This window comes from Acidaminobacter sp. QWL-03, assembly GCF_058683855.1.
Genome location: NZ_CM178752.1, coordinates 2,675,960 through 2,696,832 on the forward strand (window position 1 = coordinate 2,675,960; position 20,873 = coordinate 2,696,832).

Sequence of the window (20,873 nt, forward strand, 5' to 3'; positions counted from 1 at the left end):
AATAGAAAGCAGGGAATGCCATGGGATTCCACCTACAAGAAGAAAAGGTTGATTTTGGTACTACTTCCATAGAAAATATATTTATTAACGATTTTATGCCAATGGCTAATGGAACTTTTGTAAAAGTTTACCTTTTAGGATATAAATTGGCACGAGATGCAAATTTAAGTATAAAAAGCGACCACCGTTCCATTTCTCGCCATTTAAACATACCGTTGGAAGATGTATTATCCGCTTGGGATTTTTGGGAAAAAAAGAAAATCATTGCGAAGCATTCAAAAGAAGAAGCTCACGGTATGTCTAATGATTATGATGTTGAATTTTTATCTCTGCGACAACTCTATCTCGACAATAATTTTGCTCCAAAAAATTTGGAACCAGATCACTCCAAACCTTCTTCAGGGGATTTGATCGATTCAATGAAAAACGCCGAGATAAGGGATATGTTTTACAGCATTGATCAGATCATGCGGCGGCAGCTCACGCCAAATGAGCGCACCGAAGTCTTAAGCTGGGTATTTGAATTCAATCTGTCACCTGAACTGATTATTAAAGCCTTCCTATATTCTGTCGAACAAAAGAATGTAAAGAACGTCAATTATGTCGGAGCCGTCCTGCGCAGCTGGTATGATCAGGGTATACTTAGCCCGGAGGAAGCCGAGGAACTCATGAAGTCAAGCGGTAAGGCATACGCCGCTTACAGAAAGATTTACAGGCTTCTGGGATACAGCAACAGAACGGTATCAGGCGGAGACCGTGAAATTATTGACCGTTGGATTGACAGAGACCAGCTGGATCTTGATTTTTTGTGTGAAGTCATCAAGGAAGCCAGCAAAAGAACCTCAAACGCCAATATGAATTATATGGATACGGTCGTGCGCAACCTTGTTGAAAATAAGATTGATACTATTGAAAAATATAAGACCTACATGGCGGAACGAGCCTCTGCAAAGGCCTCCGGCCCTGAGTCACAGAGCACCTCAAAGTTGAGGGAACCCATAAAAACCAGTTCTAAAAATCGATTCCATGAATTTGAACCCAAGAGAGATGACTATTCTCCGGAGGATCTCGAAAAGCTATTGCGGTCCAAAAAGTAACGAGCTCACGTCTATTAACAAGGAGGATCGGATCTGGAGCAGTGCCTCAGCAAGCCTGTTTGCCGGACATATCATATGAAAAATCGAATCCGCGACATCCAAAGCGCTTACCAAATGCGCCGTGATCGTGCCAGATACGATCAGGAACGGCGAAAAAATGAAATCTATGATAGAGTTCCACAGATTCGTGCCATAGATGAGGAAATTTCAAGAACGGGTCTAAAACTTTCTAAGTTGGTCCTTTACGGCCATCTTGATCCAGACAAAGCAGTTAAAGACTTGGAAGAAGCCCTGAAGAAACTAAAGAACGAACGGGCCTTTCTCATGACTGAGCACAATTTTCCTCTCGATTATGCGGAACTGCGCTATACCTGCCCCCTATGCTCGGACACCGGTCATCTTCCGGATGGTCGCCTTTGCAAATGTTACCGCCAGCAGCTCATTGAGTACGCTTATGATATGTCCAATCTGAAAGGCGTTCTGAGCCGCGAGAATTTTTCCACCTTTGATATGTCGCTTTTCAGTGATGAGCCTTTCAGAAGTGAAGCCCTTACACCTCGTGCAAATATGAATGAAATCCTTTCCATAAGTGAGGGTTTTGTTCACGAGTTTGGTAACAAATACGACAATCTTCTGTTTTACGGCGCAACCGGCTTGGGAAAAACCTTTTTGTGCCATGCGATTGCTAAATCTCTGCTGGATAAAGGACACACCGTGATTTACCAGACGGCGTTCGGCCTGATCAAACTTCTGGAGAAGTACACCTTCAGCGAAGCGGGCCGCTCGGAAGCAGCGGAAGCCTATCAGATGCTCTTTGAGTCTGATCTGCTGATTATTGATGATCTGGGTACAGAAATGGTGAATACCTTTACAAATACCGAGATTTTCAACCTCATCAATACACGCCTGCTCAGACAGAAGCCTATGATTCTCTCCACCAACCTGACGCCGGTTCAGCTCCGAGAAACCTATAGTGAGCGCGTCGCGTCCAGGCTGTTCGGTGAATTTCGCTTTCTCTACTTCTATGGCAAGGATCTCCGCTGGGAAGTGTGACAGATGAGTCCCATGAAATCAAAAACATTAAAAGGGAAGTTGGTGACATCCATCACCAAACTTCCCTTTTCCGTTAACTATTGATAAATTTACGCTCTGTAAATAGCCCCGCGCACAATGGTCTGGTCTCGCTTCGGGCCCACTGACACGATTTTTACCGGAATACCCATGAGTGCTTCAATACGCTCAATGTAGCGCTTTGCGTTGACCGGCAGCGCGTCGTAAGTCTCAATGGTGCTCAAATCCTCCTGCCAGCCCTCAAAGACCTCATAGACAGGCTCACAGGCTTCCAGAACGGAAAGCTTCGCCGGATACTCCGTGAGAATCTCATCCTTGTAACGGTACCCCGTACAGATCTTGATTTCTTCAAATCCTCCGAGGACGTCGAGGAGCATCAGCGCTACAGAGGTCATACCATTGATGCGCGCTGAGTACCTGAGCACTACCGCGTCCAGCCAGCCGCAGCGTCTTGCGCGTCCGGTGGTCGTACCAAACTCATTGCCTTTGATTCGGATTGCGTTGCCCACTTCGTCATCCAGCTCGGTGACGAATGGCCCCATTCCAACTCGGGTCGTATAGGCTTTAGCAATGCCCAGAACTTCCTCGATCTGGTTCGGACCTATGCCGCAACCCACGGCAAAGCCGCCGGAAACCGGATGGGAGCTCGTAACATACGGATAAGTGCCGTAGTCCACGTCCAGCATGGTCCCCTGAGCACCTTCCAAAAGTACCTTTTTGCCTTCCATAACGGCGTCGTGAACGAGAATCCCCGTATCTGCCACAAAAGGCAGAACCTGCGCTGCAAAGACCTTGTAATCTGCCACCATGGCATCCTCAGAAAGCGGTGAGCCGCCGTAAAGTTTGACAATGATGTCATTCTTTCTGCGGATATTGCTTCGGAGGTGAGCTTCAAAGCGGTCCCAGTCTTCCATGTCGCCGACCCGAAGCCCAATTCTTTCTACTTTATCCATATAGCATGGACCTATGCCCTTTTTAGTCGTGCCAATTTTCATGTCGCCCAGCGCTTCTTCAGAAAGGCGGTCGATTTCTTTATGGTATGGGAATATAAGATGCGCGCGCTCACTGACTTTGATCTTGTCCGTGGCAACACCGTCTTTTTTAAGTCCCTCAATTTCCTTCAAAAAGCCTTCCGGATCAAAAACGACGCCGTTGCCTATCAGATTCAGAGCATCCGGATTGAGCACGCCTGAAGGGATCAGGTGGAGTGCGTACTTTTTATCACCGACAACTACAGTATGGCCGGCATTATTGCCGCCCTGTGCGCGAACGACGACATCTGCTTCACGCGCAAGATAGTCGATCACTTTTCCTTTGCCTTCGTCGCCCCACTGAGCGCCTACTATGACGACTGTTGCCATTCTGGTCACCTCATTAGATTGGATATTCTTGGTTTAATTGATCACAGGCATTATCGTAACAGAGTTACGTCATAAAGTCAAACGTTTTTCGTATATTTGTTCAGCAAGAGCACTTATTGTTCGTATTATAACGAACATTATTTTTGAATATCACGTTTCTCGATCTCCATATAGAGGTAATCCATCCAAGCCAGTTCATCGTGATACTCGAACCACTCCGGCCATTGATTGACCAGCGTAAGCGGCATGGATTGATCTTCATAGGGCTCACGCTGCAGATCATACTTCACGAAGCCGGCTTTCTCATAGCAACGGATCGCCCTGGCATTAAAGGATGCCGTCTTGAGCCACACCCGCTCGAGGTCAAACCGTTCAAAAACAAGTTCAAGATATCGTTTCACCGCTTTAGTGCCAAAGCCTTTGGAGGTCCAGTCGGGATTGAAGCTGATGCCCATTTCCGCTGACTTCTGTTCTCTGTGGAACTGCTTCACGGTGATATAACCTATCAGGAGTTGATCTGCAAATACGCCGTAGACCCATTTTCTGAAGGGCTGACGCTTCATGAGGTACCAGGACAAAAAATCCGAAAAATTGCGCCCTATAAAATTGTAAGCTTGAAACCGGAGATCCTCATGCTTTCCCCATCGTGCCATTTGTGCCACGTCTCTCAGCCTCAGCGGGCGCACCTCAACATCAGGCAATCGACATACCTCCTAGAAAACCGGTTCGTCCACATAGTGGGCTTTGTCGGCGAATTTTGCGTATTGTCCCAGCCAAACCAGCTCGACATCACCCACCTCGCCGTTACGCTGCTTGGCGATAATCAGGTCAGCGATATTCTTGCGCTCTGACTCTTTGTCGTAATACTCGTCCCTATAAAGGAACATGACGACGTCCGCATCCTGCTCGATCGCGCCTGATTCTCTAAGGTCAGAGAGCATTGGACGATGGTCGGCTCGAAGTTCCGGTGCACGCGAAAGCTGGCTGAGTGCCACTACCGGGCAATCCATTTCACGGGCGATAGCCTTCAGCGACCTTGAAATGGTCGAAATCTCTTGCTGTCTCGACTCAGCGCGTCCGGAGACATTCATGAGCTGAAGGTAGTCTATCATGATCATGTCCAGACCTTTTTCCATTTTAAGACGCCGGCATTTGGCTCTAAGCTCCAAAGGTGTTATCGCCGGAGTATCATCAATATGAATCTGCGCGGCAGAGAGTTTGGACATCGCCTTTGTCAATGCCACCCAGTCATCCTCGGCCAGCTTGCCATTTCTCATGTTCTGCATGGGGATCTGGGCTTCTGAGCTCAGCATACGCTGTACCAGCTGCTCTTTGCTCATCTCGAGACTGAAGACCGCGACAGAAGCGTCGTTGCGCAGCGCAGCATTCTGGCAAAGATTCAATGCAAATGCGGTTTTCCCCATAGAAGGTCGCGCAGCAACCAAGACCAAATCCGACTTTTGCAGACCGCTCAATTTATAATCCAAATCCTTGAAGCCCGTTGACAAACCCGTAATTGAAGCTTTTGAGGCATACAGCGCTTCAATGCGCTCATAGGCCTTAATAAGAACTTCTCTTATTGGTTCGAGTCCCATCCTGTTTTTCTTTTGTGAAATATCGAAGATGGTCTGCTCGGCAAACTCAAGCAGCGTGTCCGCACCTTCGTTATCATAACCTCTCTCCAAAACTTCTGATGACGTTCGGATTAAAGTTCTGAGCATGGATTTTTCTTCAATTATTGTTGCGTAGTGACGCGCGTTGGTCGACAAGACGCCAAAACTCGTCAGGTCCGACAGGTACTCAATGCCGCCCACGGCTTCCAGCATGCCAGCTCTGGTAAGGTCGTCCGACAGTGTTACAATATCCACCGGCTCATTTCTTCCATATAGCCTTAGTATGGCGCTGAAAATCTCGCTATGGGCCTCTTTGTAGAAATCTCCGCTCTCAATGATCTCAACCACATCACTGATGGCGCCTTTATCCAGAATCATGGCGCCAAGCGCCGACTGCTCCGCCTCAATATTGTGCGGAGGCAGTTTCGGATTCAACTCCATGTTGATCTTTCCCCTTTCAAGTAAATCCAGTACAAATACCAGCATTTTTTTACCCAGTTGCGCTCCCCCTTGACAAAGTCGTCTCTAAATTGTTTTAGCGACGATGCTGTCAATTCGTCTCTGTAATTGCCATAGTAGGCATTTTCAACCCAGCCAGTAAGTTTTGAAGGGTCTATGCTCGCAGAGTGATCTGCGTTTTGACCAGGCATCTGTGAGGCACATTGATAAATGACTTCTTTCGGTGTCATTCCAGTCCAGGCGTCAAGGCCGCATTTCAGAATCAGGAGCGTCATGACGTCATCCGCCAGCTTGATAGTCAGATGAATTTCATTATGGGTGTCCAGCCACCATCGGCGAACAAAAAATGCCAAAATCAATAGAATGAGGAGCAGTGCTGTAACACTCAGCCACACAACGTAAGCAGGAAAGCGCTGAGACGGTTGACCATCTGCTTCAAAAGGGTCTTCTTCCATGTCATCTTGAGGCCGTACAGGGAGGTCGACGGTTGCATTTGGCTCCAGGACTGGCGCTGAACCATTATCCGTCGTTACGGTTTCCGCCACATATGCAGGTGTGGTTTCCATGACGGTCCACCGGCCGTCAAGATAGAGCTCGGCCCAAGCGTGCGCCCGGTCTGCGGTGACAATGTAATCACCGTCAGCATTTGGCTCATAAGGTGTGAGAAAACCCTCTACGTAGCGGGCAGGGATGCCGGCTGCCCTGGACATGACGACCATGGCACTGGCAAAGTAGGTGCAGTAGCCCTGCTGCTCTTCAAACAGGAAATGTTCCACAAAATCCACGTCATCACCAGGTACGGAAGGACTTAAGTTGTACGTCAAGGTCAGAAGGTGATCCCGAATGGCTTCTGCCTTGCCGCGTGTATCTGCTGCCTGGGCTGTCAGAGAGGCCGTCAATGACTTGACTTCATCGGAGTAATCTTCGGGAAGTTGAAAATACTCAATCCCTGATTCCAGGCGGCTGGGTTGTGGCTCAATTGTCGCGAGACGGTAACCATTTTCGAGTGACTCAATCAGCCGGTCCAAATAAATGATCCCATAGCGGTCTCGCCGCAGAATCCCGTGTGGGACGTCAATACCCGCAACGCCAAGGGGTGCGAACAAGGTTTTTGTATTTAAGTCGATTCCAAAGATCTCGAGATCATACCCAACTTCTCCAGACCCTCTGAGCGGCGCCGGCTGATCAAGATAGAAGTTTTCAATTTCGCCTGCCTCTCTCTGCCAAGACTTTCCGTCATAGATCGTCAGGACGCGTCCTCTGAGATACAAATGGCCACCGTGATCGCTGCGTACCGAAAAAACGCGGTCCCGTCTCAGGGTAACCGGGCCTCCCAGGCGATTTTCGCCAAGGGGTTCATAGATCGTATCTGAGAAACTAAAATTTCCACCTGAAAATGGTGAATATTCTGACCTCAACCAAGCGACTTGGCCGAAACGTTCGTCCAGCAGCTGGATGGTCTTTTCCACCGGAAAAACCGTATAAATGCCAATTCCAATAAGGATGGCCAGTCCAGACAGGAGTAGGCCACTGTAGCCGCGCTCACCGGAAGTGGTGAATAAATATCCCGTATAACCGGCAAAGTAAAGCATAAAGCCTGTATCAATCCTATAACCTTGAAACCAGGCGAACAGTAGCACAACCATCGGCAAAAAAAGTTTTACTCGTCTGCCTTTGGGATTCCTGAAGATCAGCCACGCCGGTAAAGCCAGCCCCCAGGCGAGCAGAGCGAAAAACAGCTGCGGTGATTGAAAAGGATATTTTTCGTAATCCAGGGCGTAATAAAAGAGACTATTGAACAGGTTTGAGAAACCACGAAATCCCATCAAAACCTGCTCAAAAGTTTGGGCCGCTTTCATTGCCTGATAGGCAGGCATGAGGGGATGAAGGCTCACCGGACTCACCAGCATCATTAAAACCAGGATCAGACTTCCAATGAGCGCCATCACTCTGAAGGCTGGAAAGCGCTCAGCACCGAAAATCGCCCCTACCGAACTGACCGTCAGCACACCAATAAAAAGGGATGACGCCTCAATTCCCGTCACAGCGCGGAGGTGCACGAGCATGCCCGCCAGCATCAATCCTGCAAGGACCAGAGGGATCCTATCGTTTTGCGGCATATAAGCTCACCTCCTGCGGCTGTGGCGCATCAACGGCAAGGTGCCGGTCATTACCCTGCGCATGGATAACGTAATTTATAACTTAGACAGCGCTGACGCTTCAGACAGTTTGAAAATCTGAAGATTTTTGACTTCTTGAACTGATTGGGTCATTTCATTGGTTTGATGCGGACCTATAGCGTCCCATTCGGGATCCAGGCTATAGCAGATCACTCTGAAATGTCGTTTCACCAAACTTCTCAGCGTCTCCAGCATCACAGGATCCAGCGGTCCGCAAATCACGATCAACTCTGCGCCTTCCTGAAAGCGTCTGGATTCACGGCTCAGAAATTCCGGAAAGGCCAAGGGGCCATCCGGCAAAAAAGCGGTGAGTTTATCCATAAACAGACCTAGATGGCGGTACTGTCTGCCGTGGGCTTCCGTTCGGTGTCGATCATTGATCAGCATCACGGTTTCAGTGCCCTCTCTCAGCAGCACGGTCAGGATGGACGCTGCCACTTCTGCGATGCCGTCGAAACGGAGCGCTGAAGCTTTCGCTTCGGAGGGACTTTCGGCGATTTGAGGGGATTCGTAACCATCGGCAAACACATAGGTCTTTTTGCTGCTGGCGTTAGAGTACTCTTTAACCTGAAGCTCCGCCATTTTCGCGGTGAGTGCCCAATGGATGCTGCGAGCGCTGTCGCCTTCGTGATACTTCCTGACGGATTTCACCGAGGTCTGGTCTTCCTTTCGCTGATCTGAGGAACGACGTGCCCCAAAGAGCTCCACTGCCTCGAGCTTAGGCTTTCGATATGGATAGACTCTGGGATAAACGGCAACCTCAATAGGCTTCAGCCTGGTCATGGTCCAGGTCATAAGCTTCAGAGGATCGCTGAGTTTGATGACAATCTCTCCTGCCGTGTAAAACCCTCTTCGATCACACGTCAGTTGGCGTTCGATTTGCTGGATTTCATAAGGCCTGAACGCATAATGTCTGAAATCAAACTCGACCTCGCCAAGTTCCTTTGAAATGACGGGTTTTACTGACAAATGAAAAATTGGAAGAATTGAATTATTCAGCAGCCGGTACTGGATTGTCAGGGTTTCACCGGCTGTCAAGACTGAGGCGCTTATGTGAAAAGTCGATACGAGAAGGAGGATATTGGTCCAGAGAATTAACCCGTCCACCAGGAAGACGCCCAACAGGAGGGCCGTTGTCAGATAGAAAAACTTGGCGCCGGTAATCAGCACCAATAGGATCGAGACTGACACCACCATCAGAATTCTTAGAAGGACGCCGCGATCAACCTCAAACACTCTGGTCATTGTTTTTTCGCCACCGGAACCATCTCGATCAATTGACGAACGACCTCGCGCTCAGTTATGCCGCGATACATGGCGTCTGGTTTAATAACAAGGCGGTGGGCCATGACGGGAAAGACCACCAGGCGAATGTCATCCGGCGTCACATAAGGTCGGTCTGCCATGAGTGCCATAAATTTCGACATTCTGACCATGGCGATCCCCGCTCTTGGACTTAATCCGTAGTGCAGATCGTGATGGTGCCTGGAAGCGTCCAGGAGCCTTTGCACGTAACTGTAGATGGCATCGCTGACTTCTATTGCCGCAACCGTCTCTCGAATCATCAGTAGATCCGTCTTGGATATGGGTTGGCTCATTGGGTATTCCTGAAGCAAAGTTTCCTTTTTCAGAATATCTATCTCTGTTTGAGCATCTGGATAGCCAATGTCAATTCTCACCATAAACCGATCCAGCTGCGCTTCAGGGAGGGGAAACGTCCCTTCGAACTCGACAGGATTTTGCGTCGCGATGACCATAAATGGTCTTTCGAGGGGATACACCTGTCCATCCATAGTAACCTGTCTCTCTTCCATTGCCTCCAGCAGACTGGACTGCGTTTTGGGTGAAGATCTGTTAATTTCGTCTGCCATCAGGATATTCGTAAAAACCGGACCGCGCTTGAAATTAAAGGTGCCGGATTTGAGGTCGAAGAGACTTACCCCTATGACATCCGAAGGCATGAGGTCCGGAGTAAATTGAATTCTTCTGAATGCCACTTCCATGCACTGAGCGAGTGTTTTAGCAAGTGTGGTTTTACCGACGCCTGGCACATCCTCCACCAGGACATGACCATCGCTGAAAAAAGCCCCAAGCACCATCTTCAGGGTCTCTTCGCGTCCCATGAAAAACCGGCGCATTGATTGCTCCATTTCTATCAGCCTGGCTCTGCAGTAAGCCTTTGGATTCTGTTCAGAAGTTGCGGCATTTCCGGGTTCAGGTACTGTGACCACAGTGAATTCACTCTCCTTCTGAAAAAACCCTGCATGAAGAAGTTCGTTCATCAGCAGGGTCGGTTAACAGTAGCTATGAGAGACGGGTGCCAGGCAAATACTTAAGCTTTACTAATTACAGTCTGCAATTTACATGGCACTTGGTCCTGATCAGCCTTCAACGACTTCAATTTTGACGTTGGCGTGAACGCCGTGAGCCAGCTTGACTTCAGCTTGCGTTGTTCCAGTGGACTTGATCGGAGCGAGCTCAAGTTTCTTCTTGTCTACCTTGATGCCATATTGTTTTTCGAGGGCTTCAGCAACGTCTTTTGTCGTAATGGAGCCAAACAGCTTTCCGCCTTCGCCAATCTTCACCGCAAATTTTAAGCTGATCGCCTCGAGCTGCCCAGCCATCGCTTTGGATTCATCCAGTTCCTTTTCTTTGCGTTTATCCGCAGACGCCTTCTGATGCTCCAGTTCGCGAACGCTGGAATCTGTAGCGGGTTTCGCCAGTCCCCTTGGAAACAAATAATTGCGAGCATGGCCATCACTTGCTTCAATAACTTGTCCTTTTTTCCCTGTTCCTTTAATGTCCTTCAATAGTATGACTTTCATGACTTATCACCTTCCTCAAAATAGTCCTTTATGGCTTTCAGCAACTGATTCGTAGCTTCCTCAAGCGAACAGCCGGAAAGCTGGGCGCCCGCTACCGTCATATGGCCGCCGCCGCCTATTTTTTCCAGGATGATCTGAACGTTGACGTCGCCGAGAGATCTGCCGCTGATGAAAATCAATTGGTCTTTGTTGACTGAAATGACAAACGAGGTTGAAATCCCCCGGATATCGAGAAGCTCATCTGCTGCCTGTGCCGCGATCAATTGGGCGTTAGGAATATCTTCCAGACAGTAAGAAATTGCAATGCCGTGGTCATACAGCTTGGCGCTGCCAACAATGGTCGACTTGGCGATAAAGGTTTCAAGATCATCCTGAAACAACTGCCGGACAACGGTTGTGTCCGCACCGAAGCGCCTGAGCAGAGAGGCTGCCTCAAACGTACGAACGCCCGTCTTGAATGTGAAGTTTTTGGTATCGACAGCAATGCCGGCCATTAGAGCTTCGGCTTCAATTTTTTCAACCGTGACTTTGTTGTCCATGTACTGCAAAATTTCAGTGACTAATTCACAAGTTGAGGACGCATAGGGTTCGTGATACTTCAACGCGGTATTTTCAACAAACTCAGTTCCTCTTCTGTGATGATCGATCAATACGACTCTTGAAATTTTTTCGAGCAATTCCGGGCATTCGGTATAACTTGGGCGATGGGTATCCACAATGACCAGAAGCGTATCTTTCTGTACCATATTTAAAGCTTGTTCCCCTGTTACAAAATGATAAACCGGATTGTCAGAAAACATTTTATGAACGCTCTTGATCGCTTCATTGGCACTCGTCAAAACGATATGCGCATCCTTGCCACGGTTGATGACCGCCCTGTAGATCCCGATCGCAGAGCCATAGCAGTCCATATCAGGGTACTTATGCCCCATAATGATGACGTTGGATGCTTCATCAATCAGAGGTCTGAGACCGTGAGCAATAATTCTCGCTTTTACTCTGTTTCTTTTTTCGACCGCTTTAGCCTTGCCGCCATAGAATTCGAAATTGCCCCTCTTCCTGACAACAGCCTGGTCGCCGCCCCTTCCAAGCGCCAGCTCCAGAGCACTGAAGGCATACTCTTCAGCTTGGTTGAGATTTCTGCCATTAACGCCTACCCCAATACTCAGGGTCATAGGAAATTTGTTGCCCACTTCAATTTCACGGATATCGTCCAAAATTGAAAACCGTTTCGCTTCGAGATTCTCAAGATACCGCTCCTCGAAGAGCACGAGATATTTGTCTGTCTGATATTTTTTGATTAGCGCATTCATGCGGGAAGCCCATAGATTGACCTTCTGGTCGATTTCCGAGGTGAGAAACGGCCGTTTGTCCTCCTTGGTTTCACTCATCACATCATCATAGTTGTCCACTTGGATTAGAGCGACCACAGGGCGCTCATCCTCGTACTGGTCCTTAAGCACTCTGAATGGCGTCGCGTCAATCCAGTATAGCATCACTATGACCCTGGAAGCATCCTTTTCGTCTGTTTTGACGACGTTGGCGTATACTTTATAATAGCGCTCACCAACCTTAACATCTGGCGACTCGTTCTTATTCAAGATCTCATCGAGGTCCAAGCTGGGGACTACGCCTTCCAGCTCTGCACCGATCAGTTCGCGTTCATCTATGATCTCGCTGAATTTGGAGTTGTACCAGGTGATTCTGCCGTCAAAGTCCACCAGTGTCAGCGGTATAGGCAAATTGAGGATCGCGTACCTGGCGGCGGAATCGATGTCGCTCGACAATTCTTCAATATACTTTTGCCAGCGTTTGTTTCTCTGCCTGCTCGACCGCCAGGCATAGACATTGAGGTAAATCAATACCAATACGCCTATAGCGCCTATATAAGGGTTATAAAACATCAGGATCAGAACGAGAACGCCTATGATGCCGAGATAGATTTTCGCATCCGGCTTAAATAATTTGAGGAATTTGGCATTTCCCATTTCATCACCTCATCATTAAACGGTTTTCATACCGTTTTCGAAAATTCAGCATGACATCTGACATTCCAAGCAGCGCCAAATAAACAGTTCCGCCGGTAAAAACCAGCATGAAGACCAGCAGCCATTTGAGTAATTTTTGGCCTGGAATGCGCTTGAAGAAATAGACAATCACCGCTGCACCCTGTAGAACAAAAGCCATGGAAAACACCATGTAGACGTTGGCCAGAAGTGCTTCCGACTGGATCAGTTTAAAGTAACCCGCCAGATAACTCATAACAATCATAATCAGCATTCCAAAAAAGACACTGCCCGGCAGCCTGAATTCCCGAAAGGGCTGCATTTCTGGCAATGCGACGCCCATACGTTTGAGAATAGCTCTGAACAGAAGATAGTTTGCAGCCGCGCTCACTAACGCGCTCATGACAATGGCTGAGGGGATGAGCAGCTTCATATTCCGCGTATAGCTCTCGAGAAGTCTGGCACTTTCTTCTGTTGCCTGAGCGTCAGCATTCATACTGTTTTGCATAACTTCCATAGTGACCTTCATTTCCGCAATCATCTGGTCCATCTGAACATTCAGATCAACACCCGTGAGCGGCAATACGACATAGTAGGATAAATAGAGCGAAAAGAGCGTTGCCAATGTTGTCACGACTATAGCCGGCCAAGCTTTAAATTGCTTTTTAACAACGATCCCTAAAAAGATGCCATTAAAGCCGCTTGAAAAAAGTGTTATCAAGGCTGAAATTGGATTCGTAGCCATGGCGACTATGACAGAGGCAATAACAGCCCCGGAGATTCCATAGGAAATCCCGTTACGTAGTGTAATTATGGCAAAAGGTATGGCAGTGAAGATTAAAAATATATTGAGAAATGGAATATAATATCCCATTATGGTGGCAACTGCCCCAATGGCGGCAACGATACCTGTTTCTGTCATGGATCTGGTTCTGGATCTTGGATTCAACAGCTCAGCTCCTCTAGTGGTTCAATGAAATGCTACCTTATATTATACAATATCCGACAGTGATTGCAAATCGAACCGCATTCAGTTTGAGCCGACATTATCTGCTTATGATGATAGACATAAAAAAAGAAGCCATCCCGTTCAGCACTTTGTCTGACCGCAACAACTTCTTTAACCTCTGATTCTATTCGTTGACGAACGGAAGCAGTGCAATGATTCTTGAGCGCTTAACCGCAACAGTCAAAGCACGTTGGTGCTTGGCGCAGTTGCCGGTAACACGTCTAGGAAGAATCTTTCCGCGATCCGTCAGATAGCGTTGAAGTTTTCTGGTATCTTTATAGTCGATTCCAGTAGCTTTTTCCTGGCAGAAGCTGCAGCCTTTGCGCTTCTTTCTTCTTTTAATAACAGCCATCTTTATTTCCCTCCTTTAACCCTAATCTAGAATGGCACCTCGTCGTCATCCAAATCCGCAGATGCGTTTGAGAAATCGCCCGGATCATAGTCCATTGATGGATCACTGTAGGATCCGTTTCGTCCGGCTGAATCAGCTTTTTCGAGGAACTCCACGTTGTTTGCCGTAACCTCAGTCGTATAGCGGGTTTCACCAGTATTCGTCTTATACGAACCCGTAGTGATTGACCCTTCTACAGCGACCATCCGACCTTTTGTAAGGTACTGGGCTGCCGTTTCTGCCTGACGTCCCCATACATTGACACGGATGAAGTCTGCAGTTGGAATGCCCTTTTGCTGATATTCCGCTTTCTTATCACGGCTCAGGTTTCGGTCGATTGCAAGTGTGAAGTTAGTGACCGCTCTTCCAGTGCTTGCGATATGACGCAGCTCAGGATCTCTTACGAGGCGGCCGATCAAAACGACATGATTCATGATTTCACTCCTCTGCCTTGGTGACTACTTGTCGTCAAGATTGACGATCATGTAACGGATAACGTCGTCAGCGATACGGTAGTTTCGCTCAAGCTCCATTGGCAGCGAAGGAGCCGCATTGAAGTTGACCAGAACGTAGTAACCGTCGCGGAATTTCTCGATTTCGTAAGCAAGCTTGCGATTGCCCCACTCTTCGATTTTCACGACTTCGCCATTCGCGGAGATGATAGAAGTGAACTTGTTGATCAGTTCTTTTCTCACTTCCTCTTCCAGAGTCGGCTTAAGGATGAAGATTGTTTCGTAGTTTCTCATTGATTTTGCACCTCCCTATGGTCTGTTTGGCCCGGTCTCTTGGGACCGGACAGAGAGTACTGGGAGCCACTGGGCTCCCGTCATACCTAGGCATTATATCACGTTGGAATTAGCGATGCAAGAAAAATATAAAACCAAGGCCAGAACCCTTTGCCTGCAAAATTGCTTGCTTAGGGTCGAGCTGACCTTGGTTAAATCCATTTATGTACTGAAAGAACTTCCTTACTGCTATTCCTTTATTTTATGGTTCTTACTGCGTCATGCAGGACTTCACCCAGCCGTTTGATCCCCTCGACGATGAGGTCTTCCGGCATGTTTGAATAATTGAGGCGCATAGTATTTTCCTGCCCGCCATTCGGGAAGAAGGAGCCTCCCGGAACAAAAGCAACATTCTTTTCAATTGCTTTAAGCATCAAGTCTCTCGCGTTAAGTTTAGGCGGCATCACTGCCCAGGTAAATAGCCCACCATTTGGATAGGTATAGGACACCTCTTCAGGAAAATATTGCTTCATGGTATCCAGCATCAGCGTTCTGCGCTTGCGATAGACCTCTTTGATCTTTTCAACATGGTCATCCAGGCTGTAGAGTTCCATAAACATGTCAAGTTCGCGCTGTGTCATAGAGTTACTCTGCAGATCTGCGCCCTGCTTGACTGTTATAAATTTATTCAGGATACTGTCCTCAGCACATACCCAGCCCACGCGAAGTCCAGGGCAAAAGGTCTTTGAGAAGGTCCCGAGGAATATCACCCGGCCATCCGTATCCATGGATTTGACGGAGGGCAGCATTTCACCTTCAAATCGAAGTTCTCCATAAGGATTATCTTCCACGACCGGCAAATCAAATTTCCTCGCAACGTCTAGAAGACCTCTTCTTCTTTCGAGACTCCAGGTTCTGCCAGTTGGATTTTGGAAATCTGGGATGACATATATCATTTTAACATTATTATGAGCGGCAATTTTTTTCTCAAGATCTTCGATCAGCATACCATCATCATCTGTTTCAATCTCAATGAATTTACATTGATAAGCTTTAAACGCATTGATAGCACCGAGGTAGCTCGGACTTTCACAAACGACAAAATCTCCAGGATTAAGGAAAACTTTTCCCGCAAAATCCAAGCCTTGCTGTGATCCGGTTGTAATCAGAATTTCGTCTGCTTTGGCTGCGACACCGACTTTCGTCATGCGGTTGGCAATCTTTTCCCTAAGTGGCGCAAAACCTTCTGTTGGACTGTACTGAAGCGCCTGACGCCCTGCCTCTTCCAGTACCTTTACAGAAACCACCTTCATCTCTTCAACCGGGAACAATTCGGGTGCAGGCAAGCCGCCGGCAAATGATATGATCTCAGGTCTTACAGTCAATTTTAATAGTTCTCTGATTTCAGAAGCTTTAATACCTTCCATTCTATCCGCGAACTTAATTGCCACAACATCGACCTCCGTTTTGTACAATAAGTAAAAATCGCCAGTGACTTGTAAATTCTAAAACTAAACAACACACAGCGATAGAATTTCGAAAGACGACGCGGTATCTCGTAATTTTATCGCTGTTGGCTATCTAGTTATAGTGTTTACACGACACTAGCCTTATTATATCATGACTCCGCCGAATGGGACTGGAAATTTACAATTTTTTAAGTTCTCATCAAAACTTTTAGTATTTTTTATTTTTTAACATCCTCCGGCTTAAGCAGACTTCCCTGTCTTTCGATTTTTCGAATTCTTTTTTCGAGATTAGTCCGGGAAATCCAGATTTGCTTGTCGCATTTCATGCAGCGTATCCTGAAGTCCATCCCAATTCTTAAGACCTCAAAACGGTTGTTGCCACAGGGATGCGGCTTCTTTGTGTCAATAATATCCCCAATCTGGATTTCGAGCGGCATCTCAATCCCTCCATTCTAACTTGACTGATTTATTCTCAGTTGAAGTCCGATCTATCCTAAACAACTTCATCCCTTCTTTTGACACACCACTCAGCGCTTCAAGCACTCTCTCGAGATTCTCATCCAAGATCCTGATAGAAAGCCCGCAGCTTGTCGAAATTTCACGGGGCGTCGGCACCATGGTGATAGGTGCTCCAACTGCTGCGAGTTTTTTTTCAGTGCTGATGGCATAATGGGTTGAATCAAATGCAATGACATAGAACTTCTTTTCCAACATAAAGACTCCTAAATTCGAATTGTATTTTTTGCTTTGTGCATGGTCTCAACGATAGCGTACATATTTCCAATTCCGCCTGCTGCCAGTTTCTCTTTAACTTGGTAATAGTCAAGGCAGGTACCACACGACAGGATCTCAACACCGTTGGATTCCAGTGCTCTCAAATACTCGAGAACCGGTGATCCCTCTGTTGTAAGATGTACCCCGCTGTTGACAAATAGGATGGATTTTGGGTACGGCTCCATTTCAGTAAGTGTGTAAAAATAACCCTTGATGAGAACTTCCCCAAGGGTTTCGTCGCCCTCTCCAAAAGTATTTTTCCCCACCAGAATGACAATCTCAGAGAGTTTAGGCTTTGTCTGAGGCAAGATCTCAGAATCATACATGACTTCCGTTTTGTAAATGTCGATGTAATAAAAACCATCTGCTTGCTTCACTTCATAACGATAATTCTGACTCTTGGCGTACTTGATGACATTTTCACGCGCGGTATCATTGTCGACTATAGTGGTCACTACTCCAGATTCGAGCTGATCCACTGCCTTCTTGGTTTGTATGACAGGTTTAGGGCACAGCAGACCCCTTGCGTCCACTTCAGTTTTATGATTCAACTTGCACTCCTCCTCGATCAAAGGTACATTGCCTGAATTTATAAGTTTAAAGAAAATTATGTCCTAACAAAATAATATAACAGATACAGCAGTAAATTGTGATTGTAAAAATTTATGGCTAATGACGATCCATTCAAGGAATTTATAAGCCATTCGCTCGCTGTCAGAGGAATCAGAAAGGTTATCACCATCATTAAGATCCATACATTGAGCAGTCCAAGTACTCCACCCAGAGCCAGTCCAGCCAGTTTGTTCGCCTGCTTGAGCAGCGGCAGCTCGGATATAGCGGAGGTTATGATCCCAAGGACCAACAGGATTAGCATAACTGCCAGGAATACGAGGATAAAAGCAAACCCCTGGGTCACCGCATTCGCGAGATTCTTTGAAAGCTCTCCAAACAAGGTGCGATTCACAACGTCTGAAGCAGACTGACCCGCTGTCATCAGCTCAGGCATTGTCAACACTTTCGCTATTGAGTCAGATGGCACCCAAGCAGCTGATGCCTGAGCAGCGAAATGTTCCGTCAATTTGTCAAAAATGCGTTGTTCAAGGGAAGCGAAAAATTCTGTTTTCAACAACAGCCAATCGGCTACACCGCTCCTAAAGTAAAGCGCTACAAGGAACGCCGCCAGAACGCCGGTCAAATTGAGCAGCATCCTGAAAAATCCCTTTCTAAAGCCATTAATGGCTGTAGCCAAAATCACGATCAGCACAATCAGATCAAGTAAATTAAAGCCCACCCAAGCGCCTCCCTTTTATGCCTTTTCATGCCTTGTCAATATTTGCAGGAATAAATTTCATAGCGATTTTCATACTCGACTCCCAAGTGGGTCTCATCCAGCCATTCCAAAGCGAGAAGGCTGTCGTCCACAACCTTGACTCCCAGTAATTTTCCTGAAAAATTCAAGATATGGAGTTTGCCGTCCCCAAGGAAGGCAATTCGATCCGGGCCCATGGCCATCAGGTCCACCACGACCTCTATTTTTCGCTCGAAGACCTTTTCCCCGGCAATATTATACATGGACAGCACATTGTTATCCCGGGTGTCATCAATAGCCTTATTTTGAATCGTCAGATTCAGAAGTGTATTCCCAAACGGGTCAAAAGCAAGTCGTGTTACTTCTCGATCAATAATTTTCTTCCAAAGCTCCTCATTTTGATCATCAAAGGCAATAATCATCTCATCTGAATATCCAATAAATCCCTCTCCGGCGTCAGAAAGCCTGTAGAGCACAGCGTTGTTGAAATTTCTTGCCCCTCTCATCTTCCCGTCAGTTCCGAACATCAGAACATTGGTATGAAAGTAATCATTCTCTACTACGAGCACGGACATGGCAATGAGCTTCATAGCTTCGGAATACCTGAGATCCAGAATGTCCTCATAAGGCACAGGGATCGTCGCAGACATCACGCCCTGCGGATTTATCAAGGCAACTTTCTTATCATTTTTCAAATAAAGCGCAGTGTAACCATCTGATCCCACCAAAAATCGTTCGACTTTTCCCAGTCCTTCTAATTTGGATAGGATCTGCCCCTTTTTATCCAGGACATAATAGTCGCCTGTAGCCTTGTCGCAAATATAAAACATGTCATTTCTTTCGTGGGCGAGAATATCACTGCCAAAGAACTCTTTTTCCCAAACAACCTCACCTCTGACCGTCAGATAGGTGAGCCGTTCATTTCCAGTCATAATAATACCGGAGACTACCGGATAAAAAAAACTTTGCTTTTTATAAGTAGGTTCAGCCGTTGTATTAATCGTATTGATTTTTTCGATTGAAATTGGACCCAGACCACTGGCTTCCCGAATCAGGGATAGGACATAACCTGCGCCAAAAACAATGGTAAACGACAGCAGCAGCATGGCCAGAGATAGTCTTCTCCGCTGTCTTCGTCTTTTTTTTATCTGATCCAGCTTCTCATGGATGCTTTCTGTCATGATGCTCACCCTTATCTTCTATCTGAATCGGAATTAAGGATCTTTGATAAATGTGCCAGGTCTTCAGCACGGTCGATATCCATCAATTCCTCTGCATATGCTATTTCGTACCCTACCACCGCCTCGGGATACTGCCGGATGATTTGTTTGCCTCCGGTGTCTCCCTTGAGCTGCATCAGCGAAGCTTTGTACTTTCTGTCGAAGATGACCGGATTTCCCGTATTGCCCCTGTAAGCGGCCAACATAATCTTTCCCTGCCCTGCGGGAAACGACTTCAGCATCCCCGAAATGGTTTGACCCCTCAAGAGCGGTTGATCAGCCGTCAGAAACATATAAGCATCCGCCTCTTTTGAAGCGGCCAGCCCTAGACGAATCGAAGCCGCCTGCCCCTCCTCTGGACTGGGATTAAAGCATGTATTGAACCCATAGGATTCCGCCAAAACCGCAATGTCCGGATCATGCCAGACCACGGTTACGTTGCCAGGTGCGCAGTCTGCTGATTTAAGCGCTTCAAAAACCCACCCTGCAAGTGGTCTGCCCTGAAAGTCTGTAGTCAGTTTGTTGCTGCCAAATCGTCTGGACAAGCCGGATGCCATGACGATCACCTTAATACCGTACCCGCGTTCATCTTCACATGCATTCGCGAGTGCCCAATGTTCTGCCACCCGCTTCATGCCCATCTTCCCCGCTCCACGACTATGACCGGCAGAACCGTATGAGACTTCAGCTTCTGAATAAAGGCTTCCTGACGTGGCTCTGCCTTGTTCACCAATATGATTTTCACCGCGTCCGCGGGGCAGGACTTAAAAAGTCCGTTTTCTGAGTGGATCAAGCCCTCCAGTGCCTCCACACTTACCAATTCTCCTTCATTTATTCCGGTGACCTCCAAAAAGAGTGCCAGCCGATGGATTCTTGCCTCAACCGCAGGCAGATCTAAGGCATCAGCCCCCAGTACACCCAAGGCAACCTGAGTTTTCCCGGGAAATCTGGGTTCACCTTCCCTTGGTGATTTAAGCGGTTTTTTATTGGCCCCATCCGCTTCAATGAGTACGAAGCTGAGGTTCTGTCCAAATACCGGACCCTCTGTCCAATGGTCAATGTCTTCAGGTTCAAAGCCATATATTTTCCCCTGCTCGTCTACGCCTCGTGCCACCATGGTAATTCCCGGGCTTAATGCACCTATCTGGGACAGATTATCTACAGAAAGAAAATGGTCGATCCTGGGTGGTTTCTCAACCATCATTCGGGTTGTTGTCAGAACCACGATCCTGCAATGCTGATCCCGCTGCTTCAGAGCCGCGGCTAAGTCAAAAATTGCGCTGGTCTTTCCGCCTGCACCGCAAAGGGACACCACCGCAGGTAATTGTCCCTTCAATAGACCTTCAATCTCTTCCAGCAGCATG

22 protein-coding genes are annotated in these 20,873 nt (G+C 47.4%); 2 read left to right on the plus strand and 20 right to left on the minus strand.

Features of this window, described 5'->3' with window-relative positions; genetic code table 11:
- Window positions 1-20: 20 nt before the first annotated feature.
- Both AC4PHM_RS12475 and AC4PHM_RS12480 read left to right on the plus strand, forming a co-directional pair.
- Window positions 21-1,097 (plus strand): DnaD domain-containing protein, encoded by a 1,077-nt coding sequence (locus AC4PHM_RS12475; RefSeq protein ID WP_492018089.1) that lies wholly within the window; start codon window positions 21-23, stop codon window positions 1,095-1,097.
- 75 nt (window positions 1,098-1,172) lie between these two features.
- Window positions 1,173-2,150 carry an ATP-binding protein gene (locus tag AC4PHM_RS12480; protein ID WP_492018090.1) on the plus strand — a complete coding sequence of 326 codons (978 nt, stop codon included), beginning with the start codon at window positions 1,173-1,175 and terminating at the stop codon, window positions 2,148-2,150.
- 89 nt (window positions 2,151-2,239) lie between these two features.
- Here the strand turns inward: AC4PHM_RS12480 and AC4PHM_RS12485 are convergent, their stop codons facing one another.
- From AC4PHM_RS12485 to yqeC, 20 genes are all read right to left on the minus strand, one after another.
- The gene (locus AC4PHM_RS12485; protein WP_492018091.1) at window positions 2,240-3,529 is read right to left on the minus strand and encodes an adenylosuccinate synthase; all 1,290 of its coding nucleotides are present in this window, start codon (window positions 3,527-3,529) and stop codon (window positions 2,240-2,242) included.
- 137 nt (window positions 3,530-3,666) lie between these two features.
- Window positions 3,667-4,230 (minus strand): GNAT family N-acetyltransferase, encoded by a 564-nt coding sequence (locus AC4PHM_RS12490; RefSeq protein ID WP_492018092.1) that lies wholly within the window; start codon window positions 4,228-4,230, stop codon window positions 3,667-3,669.
- 12 nt (window positions 4,231-4,242) lie between these two features.
- Window positions 4,243-5,583 (minus strand): replicative DNA helicase, encoded by a 1,341-nt coding sequence (gene dnaB, locus AC4PHM_RS12495; protein ID WP_492018093.1) that lies wholly within the window; start codon window positions 5,581-5,583, stop codon window positions 4,243-4,245.
- A complete protein-coding gene (locus tag AC4PHM_RS12500) occupies window positions 5,574-7,721 on the minus strand; it encodes a transglutaminase TgpA family protein (RefSeq protein ID WP_492018094.1) in 2,148 nt (715 codons plus the stop codon). The genes dnaB and AC4PHM_RS12500 overlap by 10 nt, the downstream gene beginning before the upstream one ends.
- A gap of 75 nt (window positions 7,722-7,796) precedes the next feature.
- Window positions 7,797-9,026 carry a DUF58 domain-containing protein gene (locus AC4PHM_RS12505; protein WP_492018095.1) on the minus strand — a complete coding sequence of 410 codons (1,230 nt, stop codon included), beginning with the start codon at window positions 9,024-9,026 and terminating at the stop codon, window positions 7,797-7,799.
- Entirely contained in the window at window positions 9,023-10,012 is a 990-nt protein-coding gene (locus AC4PHM_RS12510) for an AAA family ATPase (RefSeq protein WP_492018096.1), read from the minus strand. Before AC4PHM_RS12510 ends, AC4PHM_RS12505 begins: the two co-directional genes overlap by 4 nt.
- 150 nt (window positions 10,013-10,162) lie before the next feature.
- Window positions 10,163-10,606, minus strand: a complete 444-nt coding sequence (gene rplI, locus AC4PHM_RS12515) for a 50S ribosomal protein L9 (protein WP_492018097.1) — start codon at window positions 10,604-10,606, stop codon at window positions 10,163-10,165.
- The gene (locus AC4PHM_RS12520; protein WP_492018098.1) at window positions 10,603-12,594 is read right to left on the minus strand and encodes a DHH family phosphoesterase; all 1,992 of its coding nucleotides are present in this window, start codon (window positions 12,592-12,594) and stop codon (window positions 10,603-10,605) included. The genes rplI and AC4PHM_RS12520 overlap by 4 nt, the downstream gene beginning before the upstream one ends.
- 4 nt (window positions 12,595-12,598) lie before the next feature.
- Window positions 12,599-13,561: a YybS family protein gene (locus AC4PHM_RS12525; protein WP_492018099.1), complete on the minus strand. Its 963-nt coding sequence runs from the start codon at window positions 13,559-13,561 to the stop codon at window positions 12,599-12,601.
- A 184-nt stretch (window positions 13,562-13,745) separates the two neighbouring features.
- Window positions 13,746-13,973, minus strand: coding sequence for a 30S ribosomal protein S18 (rpsR, locus tag AC4PHM_RS12530; RefSeq protein ID WP_291404527.1), 228 nt, complete (start codon window positions 13,971-13,973; stop codon window positions 13,746-13,748).
- A 26-nt stretch (window positions 13,974-13,999) separates the two neighbouring features.
- Window positions 14,000-14,446 carry a single-stranded DNA-binding protein gene (locus tag AC4PHM_RS12535; protein WP_492018100.1) on the minus strand — a complete coding sequence of 149 codons (447 nt, stop codon included), beginning with the start codon at window positions 14,444-14,446 and terminating at the stop codon, window positions 14,000-14,002.
- A 24-nt stretch (window positions 14,447-14,470) separates the two neighbouring features.
- Entirely contained in the window at window positions 14,471-14,758 is a 288-nt protein-coding gene (gene rpsF, locus AC4PHM_RS12540) for a 30S ribosomal protein S6 (RefSeq protein WP_291404525.1), read from the minus strand.
- A 236-nt stretch (window positions 14,759-14,994) separates the two neighbouring features.
- Window positions 14,995-16,188 carry an aminotransferase-like domain-containing protein gene (locus tag AC4PHM_RS12545; RefSeq protein ID WP_492018101.1) on the minus strand — a complete coding sequence of 398 codons (1,194 nt, stop codon included), beginning with the start codon at window positions 16,186-16,188 and terminating at the stop codon, window positions 14,995-14,997.
- A 236-nt stretch (window positions 16,189-16,424) separates the two neighbouring features.
- On the minus strand, window positions 16,425-16,643 hold the full coding sequence (locus AC4PHM_RS12550; protein WP_291404523.1) for a DUF951 domain-containing protein: 219 nt from the start codon (window positions 16,641-16,643) through the stop codon (window positions 16,425-16,427).
- Window position 16,644: 1 nt separating this feature from the next.
- Window positions 16,645-16,920, minus strand: coding sequence for a putative Se/S carrier protein (locus tag AC4PHM_RS12555; protein ID WP_492018102.1), 276 nt, complete (start codon window positions 16,918-16,920; stop codon window positions 16,645-16,647).
- An 8-nt stretch (window positions 16,921-16,928) separates the two neighbouring features.
- Window positions 16,929-17,531, minus strand: a complete 603-nt coding sequence (gene yedF / locus AC4PHM_RS12560; RefSeq protein ID WP_492018103.1) for a sulfurtransferase-like selenium metabolism protein YedF — start codon at window positions 17,529-17,531, stop codon at window positions 16,929-16,931.
- 56 nt (window positions 17,532-17,587) lie between these two features.
- The gene (locus tag AC4PHM_RS12565; protein ID WP_492018104.1) at window positions 17,588-18,271 is read right to left on the minus strand and encodes a CvpA family protein; all 684 of its coding nucleotides are present in this window, start codon (window positions 18,269-18,271) and stop codon (window positions 17,588-17,590) included.
- 35 nt (window positions 18,272-18,306) lie between these two features.
- On the minus strand, window positions 18,307-19,470 hold the full coding sequence (locus AC4PHM_RS12570; protein ID WP_492018105.1) for a DUF5711 family protein: 1,164 nt from the start codon (window positions 19,468-19,470) through the stop codon (window positions 18,307-18,309).
- 11 nt (window positions 19,471-19,481) lie between these two features.
- Window positions 19,482-20,150 carry a nucleotidyltransferase family protein gene (locus AC4PHM_RS12575; protein ID WP_492018106.1) on the minus strand — a complete coding sequence of 223 codons (669 nt, stop codon included), beginning with the start codon at window positions 20,148-20,150 and terminating at the stop codon, window positions 19,482-19,484.
- The gene (gene yqeC / locus AC4PHM_RS12580) at window positions 20,141-20,872 is read right to left on the minus strand and encodes a selenium cofactor biosynthesis protein YqeC (RefSeq protein ID WP_492018107.1); all 732 of its coding nucleotides are present in this window, start codon (window positions 20,870-20,872) and stop codon (window positions 20,141-20,143) included. Before yqeC ends, AC4PHM_RS12575 begins: the two co-directional genes overlap by 10 nt.
- Window position 20,873 lies beyond the last annotated feature (1 nt).